This window comes from Deltaproteobacteria bacterium (assembly GCA_016930875.1).
In the GTDB taxonomy this organism is placed as follows: domain Bacteria; phylum Desulfobacterota; class Desulfobacteria; order Desulfobacterales.
The window spans coordinates 1-6,013 of record JAFGFW010000140.1; the positions used below are offsets into that span (position 1 = coordinate 1).

The window sequence follows — 6,013 nt, forward strand, 5'->3', positions numbered from 1 at the left end:
AGCGAACATACATCCCTGTATCCACCGCCTCCTGTGGATCGTGGGCAATTTCACCTGCCGCGTTGATTCGACCTTGATGGACGTGATGGGCGCGACTGCGGGTCCGCGACTGCGGGTCGGACCACGCTATCTTATTGAAAACTTTGAATGAGATCTCCAAAAACAGGCGTTTTGAGGGTGTATATAGTCGTTTTTGCCGTCAGAAACGACGATATACGAATCCTCGGGTTCTCGCAGTGGAAAGTCTTTCCCGCTCCTAGCCTATATCCTCCTTTTTGCCCCTAAAAACATCCTTGTAGGTCCCAAAATCGACTGTTTTAACCAACGAAATATTGTATTCTCAGCAGGTTAGCTTGGTCCGACCCGCGGGCCCTGACAACTCCGCCATGATCTACCTGGGGCTGATCCCACAACGTTTCGAGTTGAAAGTCCGGTGGACTTCCTCTCTGCCTATTTTGGCTGAGTGTCTCACCACCGCAACAAAACAATCAGCCTCAGCCTTTGTGCCTCATGATAAAATCCACCAGTTCCTTTCTATCAGCATCAGACAGGGCCTTGGTCTTTTCGATGTACTTGCCCATCCTGCTCGCATCGTCCGGCCTGACCAGTGATCGCCCCTTGCCTTGAAAATACGCCGCCAGCTGTGCCTCTTTCCCTTCATAGGCCTTGGCGATCTCCTTCAACGACGGGAGGGCTTTGGTGGATCTTTCCGCTTTGTGGCAGGCGCCGCAGTGGAGTGTGTTAAAGATGTCGCCTTGCTGCCCGGCCCAAGCAATCCAGGTCAGTGCCAGAAAACCTCCAACGACTATGGCGAGTACTATTTTCATGCCTATCACTCCTTTTCCTGTGTGATTGTTATGACTGTGACTCCGATTCTTGTCATCTCGGCTTCAGAGCCCTTTCTTTTTGAACCACAAAAAAAGTGCCAGGCTCCCGCCGAATAAAAAGGCAATGATCAACCAGTGATTTATCCCAATGATCTGGAGCAGGGTGATCTTGCCGAAATCGCCCCATGTCAGCACCGTTGTCTTGAGCCGAGGATAGGCCTCTGCGAACACGGCCGCTCCTGCCAGCATTCCCAGGATGCCCCACACGGCATCCCAACGCCCTTCACCCAGGGCCCCTGCGGAAGTACCGGGGCAATAGCCAAGCAGGCCCCATCCCAGCCCGAAAATCAGTCCCCCTAAGATGTTTCCCCCAAGAACGGTAGGCTTGACGGAGAGTTTGACCAATCCCAGGTCTAAAAGCAGGTAAACACCCACCATGCCCACCAGAATGGTAGACAGCATGAATTTGACGATGGTCATGTCCAAAAAACGCAACGCCCCAAGTTGTTTGTCGTACCGAATTACCCGGGCTTTTTGTAGAAGAAATCCGAAAAGGATGCCGGTAATGAGGCCGTAGATCTGGTCCTTCATGGGCGATCACCTCCTCCGTACAAAATCCGGGCAACAATGACGCCGCCGACAAAAAAACAAATCAGGGCTACATATCCACTCACGGCCAGCTGGAGCGAACCGCTCAGCCCGTGGCCGCTGGGTCAGCCGTCTGCAAGCCGGGCCCCGAACATGGCAATGGTGCCACCGGCAAACGCCACAACCCCACGCTTGACCCTGCTGGGGCCGAATCGGTTTTCCCACATGTCCGGAAGAACCTGCCATTAAAAGGTCCGCCCGGATATGGAGGCTATGACGGATCCGACTAAGATTCCCACAACGGACATCCACTGCCAGTCGATCTTGGGCGTCTCCTTGACGAAGTAGTCCATCTTGGCCACCCGCTAGGCGCTGAATCTCTTTTCTATCAGGCCCGCCGAGCGCACAAAGGTGGTGGAGGCCCCGAAATATTTGCCTGCAATCCACACGGAAAGTATGAGCACTACACCGCTCAGGGCGCCGGCAAGGTAGGGGTTCCATCCTTTTTCTTTCAGTGTCTGGTTCATGATGAATTCCTCCATTGTTGATGAAGGGGGCACACTATTTCCAAGGGAGGCCTGCAGGGAGGCTTCTCGTCCCTCGGGGTCTTGCCAAGCAATCACCCGCGCTTGCCGCAAACGGCGATCGAACCTCGGCCGCGCCGAGAGATCCCTTTATCGAACAACCAAGAGCTCAACACGCCGATTGAGGGCTTGGCCTTCCCGGGTCAAATTGCTAACCTTGGCCCTCGTCTCGCCGTATCCTACGGTCTTCATTCGGTCTGCACTTACTCCTCTGCTGAGCAGGTAATTGTAGACGGCCTTAGCGCGTCGCTCAGAAAGGTGCTGGTTATAGGCTTCCGGCCCTGTGCTGTCCGTGTGTCCCTCGATGTTGATCTTTGTATTTGGATTCTCCAACAGCTTATTCACATCTTGGTCCAGCATCGCACTATACTCGGGCTTGATGTTGTGTTTGTCGAAATCAAAGAGGGCCCCCTGTAAGGTAAGGGCCTCCGGCGTAACCTTTACCAATGGGACAGGACGATCCTCGACGTCCAGGAAGAAGACCTCGTTTACGAAATAGTCCATCAGCGAGGCGTCTGAAAACAGATCGCTTGCCTGGGAGTACGCTCCGTCGCACAAGGCCGTAATGGCCTTCAAGGTTTCCCGACCTTTCTCAGTGTCCGCCACAGAGATGACATGAAAGCATATGTTGGTATACTCGTTTCGAATCTGCCTGGCTGCCTTCAATGGATCCATCCCCTGGTTGGCCCGGCCGTCTGAGACCAGAATGACTGCAGTCTTGCCGCCAAAATTCTTTATGATTTTGTCGAGATAGAGTATGGATGGCCCCAGCGGCGTCATTTGTTTGACCATTTTCCTTGTGTCCGGAGTCAACTGGTCCGGGTCTATGCTTTTCGCTGCTTCTTGGAGTGTCTGAATTGCATTTGCGAAAAACAGGCGATTGTATCGCTCCGGCCCCATGAGGGTTCGGTCCGGACTGAACACTTGAACGGCAGCGTTGTATCCCAAGGGCGGGATGCTCTCATTCATTTTGAAAAGTACGCTTTTCACCAACGACGCCTTTGTTTTGCCTTGGGTGGCATGCTTTTCAAACATGGACCCTGACTGGTCTACCAATACGATAAAGTTTGTTACCTTGGGAATAACTTTTGCCGATGATGGAACGCTTCCTGCCAAAAAGGTTGCCAACACAAACAAGATAAAAACCGATCCCTTTTTTATGAATCTTTTCATTGTGTTCCTCCTTTCTGAAAAACAACTCAACATTCCCACTCTCCTTTTTGTGAACGCTCCTTGTGACATTTTTTACACTGTTCCATCACCCCCTTTCTGTCGAGCTTACCAACGGCCTTCATCTTCTCAACGGCACCAGGACTTTGAGGAAACAGCAGGTGGCAAAGGTTGCAATTACCGGAAATCCTCTGGTGTTTTGCATGAGAAAAAGGCACACCTCCGGAACCGCCTCCCTTGAGAACAACCTCCTTTACAGGCGGCTGTTTCTGCTGTGGCTGTCCTTAAGCAAACGGGCCAAAGACGATGCTGGCAACCACAACCGCGACCGAGTTTGTTTTCGTCTTACGTTTTCCCATGCTGACTGGTTTATGCAGAAACGGTGTAGATATTCGGATCCTGGCAAACGCGTTATATATGGCATTTGTTCATGCCATTTCGTCTTGGTTAGATTCTTTTTTTAGCATCTCTGCCAGTTTCTTTGTCAAAGTGGATAAATCCTGCGATTTCAAAACGTAAGCGTCCGCAGCAACAGCTTTCACGTCCTCCCTGTATGAATCGTAGGCCGTGTTCAAAATGATAGGCAACTTGGGATGGGCCAGGCGGATTTCCTGAAGCAGATCCAGTCCATCGCATTCGTCCATACGAATATCCAAAATGACAGCAGATATGTCGCCAGAGGCGATCACACCCAGGACGCCATCGCACTCGCCAATTGTAATCACTTCGTGTCCCTCATCACTCAAGGCTTTCTCATAGAAAATTCTGATGCTCTCTTCGTCGTCTACAACCAGTACCTTAGCCATGAACGTCCTTCTTTCTGATGGATAACGTGTGGACAAAACGTGCGATTTCGAGTTCTGGAGGGCTCCGGAAAAAGAAGTTCCCTAAAACCTGAGTCTGCCTCCCTTTTGTCAGCACCCAGTTCCTCCAACAAGCGAGCTGACTAACCGCGAATAACCAGGTAAACAATATAGACTGCATAGACAAGCAGAAGCACAGCCCCTTCCCATCTATCCAATGATCTTTTTTGGCCTGTGAACATGCTCGCAAACAATACTATGCTGGCCAGAACAACCACGCCAATGTCCATGTTGTTTATGACTTGAAAAGGAAGGGGTTTTATGGTGGCGCTGATCCCGAGAACAAAAAAGATATTGAAGATATTGGAACCCACCACATTGCCCACAGCGATCTCCACATTTTTTTTGTAGGCTGCCATGGCCGAGGTGGCCAACTCAGGAAGCGACGTGCCTACCGCCACGATGGTCAAACCGACCAGGGATTGGCTCATGCCAAATTTTGAGGCCATTGTCACGGCACCGTCAACGATCCACTGACCGCCCAAGGCCAGGCCGATAAGTCCACCAAGGAGGAGAAAAGTCGATTTGAGCATACCGTGCTCTTGAGCGGGCACGTGGTCGTCCATACCTTCGATCTTCTTGGCAATACCAACGGAGTAATACATAAAGATGGCAAAGAAGGACAGGAAGACTAACCCATCAGTCCTGGAGATTTCGGAAAAACCTCGGTGGTCCAGGAGATGATCATTGGCCACAATGGCCAGAACCAATACAGCCAATAGACTCAGCGGGATTTCTTTCCACACGGTGCCAGGGCCCACAGTGAGAGGACAGATCAAAGCGGACACGCCGAGGATGAGCAATATGTTGGAGATATTACTCCCCAACACATTGCCGATGGCAATGCCGGTGTTGCCTTTGGCACTGGCAATGATGTTTACGAAAAGCTCCGGTGTTGAGGTTCCGAAGGCCACCACCGTCAGTCCGATGGCCAGGTCGGATACGTTGAATCGCCTGGCAACGGATGACGCGCCTTCAACGAGGAAGTCTGCCCCCTTGATGAGTACCACAAATCCGACAACCATCAGGACATAAGGCAGGGCGGTCCCCATAGGTGCTTCCTCCTGTTGTCGCAAGGGGGGCGCGGCACGCTTTTTGTTCCGAAAAAAAACCGTTCAAAGCCCGGGCTGCTCAGCAGGAACCGACACGCATCAGCCCCTGCCGAGGGGCCCAATCATGATTTATCCTCTATTTCCTTATACCACTCAGAGTGATGCTTCTTGGCCCACTTGCGGCTTACCTTACCATCCACCAAGGCCCGCCATGTGCCTGGATTTGCAATGGTGCCCAGATAGATGTGGGCAATGATAGTGGCCGTGAAGATGATGGTAAATGGGGTGAACAATGTAAATTCCCTTAGGGAGCACTGTATTTTTTAAGCGGGGGCGAGGTAGGGAAGTCAAAGAACCACCCCAGTGAAGGAGAACCAGGAAGTGACCAAGAAGCGCTATCTCTGAAGATGAGCATGATCCCTGTGATTCCCATGACAAGGGTCAATACTAAGGCAATACAAGCCCTGTTTTGAGCCTGGCTCAAGGATGGAGTCCAAAAAACAGGCCCCGAACATACGCTCGCAACAATCAGAACAACGAAGAATCGTAGAGAGAATACCATACCAAGCCTCCATTCAGTTTGGGTTAATACCTACGATTTACCGCTTCGATTATATCAAGCGTTTTACACAGTTATTTGAAAGAACTATGGAATTAATGAATAGGGAAAGTTTGTTATTACGGAGTACTGATAAACTGCTAACATCAAATAAATCGAAATGCAATTGATTTCTCTGCTTAAGATTTCCTAAACAGTTTCCTTCATGGAAGGGCAGATTTTTTTCCAGATTCGGTTGGGGCCGCGTGAATCGAATCTATTTATTCGCTTTCGCCGTAATACACTGCAGCGCACCGTCGCCCAAGCTATGGCGCGTCGGCGACTTGCTGCAGGGATGACACGCGGCGCAAGCGCCTGCGCTGCGCGAAGG

Annotated in this window: 7 protein-coding genes and 1 pseudogene; all 8 read right to left on the reverse strand. The window is 51.2% G+C overall.

What is annotated here, in order from left to right:
• Positions 1-494 precede the first annotated feature (494 nt).
• The gene (locus JW883_12505; GenBank protein MBN1843085.1) at positions 495-827 is read right to left on the reverse strand and encodes a c-type cytochrome; all 333 of its coding nucleotides are present in this window, start codon (positions 825-827) and stop codon (positions 495-497) included.
• Between the two features lie 63 nt (positions 828-890).
• Positions 891-1,418, reverse strand: a complete 528-nt coding sequence (locus JW883_12510) for a YeeE/YedE family protein (protein ID MBN1843086.1) — start codon at positions 1,416-1,418, stop codon at positions 891-893.
• Positions 1,415-1,942: pseudogene (locus JW883_12515) on the reverse strand (YeeE/YedE family protein). Before JW883_12515 ends, JW883_12510 begins: the two are co-directional and overlap by 4 nt.
• Before the next feature lie 147 nt (positions 1,943-2,089).
• Positions 2,090-3,172 (reverse strand): OmpA family protein, encoded by a 1,083-nt coding sequence (locus JW883_12520; GenBank protein ID MBN1843087.1) that lies wholly within the window; start codon positions 3,170-3,172, stop codon positions 2,090-2,092.
• Between the two features lie 26 nt (positions 3,173-3,198).
• Complete coding sequence (locus tag JW883_12525) at positions 3,199-3,387, reverse strand: hypothetical protein (protein MBN1843088.1); 189 nt, start codon at positions 3,385-3,387, stop codon at positions 3,199-3,201.
• A gap of 210 nt (positions 3,388-3,597) precedes the next feature.
• Positions 3,598-3,975 carry a response regulator gene (locus JW883_12530; protein MBN1843089.1) on the reverse strand — a complete coding sequence of 126 codons (378 nt, stop codon included), beginning with the start codon at positions 3,973-3,975 and terminating at the stop codon, positions 3,598-3,600.
• A 140-nt stretch (positions 3,976-4,115) separates the two neighbouring features.
• Positions 4,116-5,084 carry a calcium/sodium antiporter gene (locus tag JW883_12535; protein ID MBN1843090.1) on the reverse strand — a complete coding sequence of 323 codons (969 nt, stop codon included), beginning with the start codon at positions 5,082-5,084 and terminating at the stop codon, positions 4,116-4,118.
• Positions 5,085-5,206: 122 nt separating this feature from the next.
• Positions 5,207-5,377 (reverse strand): hypothetical protein, encoded by a 171-nt coding sequence (locus JW883_12540; GenBank protein MBN1843091.1) that lies wholly within the window; start codon positions 5,375-5,377, stop codon positions 5,207-5,209.
• Positions 5,378-6,013 lie beyond the last annotated feature (636 nt).

Bases quoted from the DNA above. Each gene is read 5' to 3' on its own strand.
- JW883_12505 (MBN1843085.1), bottom strand. From the start codon at position 827: ATGAAAATAGTACTCGCCATAGTCGTTGGAGGTTTTCTGGCACTGACC.
- JW883_12510 (MBN1843086.1), bottom strand. From the start codon at position 1,418: ATGAAGGACCAGATCTACGGCCTCATTACCGGCATCCTTTTCGGATTT.
- JW883_12520 (MBN1843087.1), bottom strand. From the start codon at position 3,172: ATGAAAAGATTCATAAAAAAGGGATCGGTTTTTATCTTGTTTGTGTTG.
- JW883_12530 (MBN1843089.1), bottom strand. From the start codon at position 3,975: ATGGCTAAGGTACTGGTTGTAGACGACGAAGAGAGCATCAGAATTTTC.
- JW883_12535 (MBN1843090.1), bottom strand. From the start codon at position 5,084: ATGGGGACCGCCCTGCCTTATGTCCTGATGGTTGTCGGATTTGTGGTA.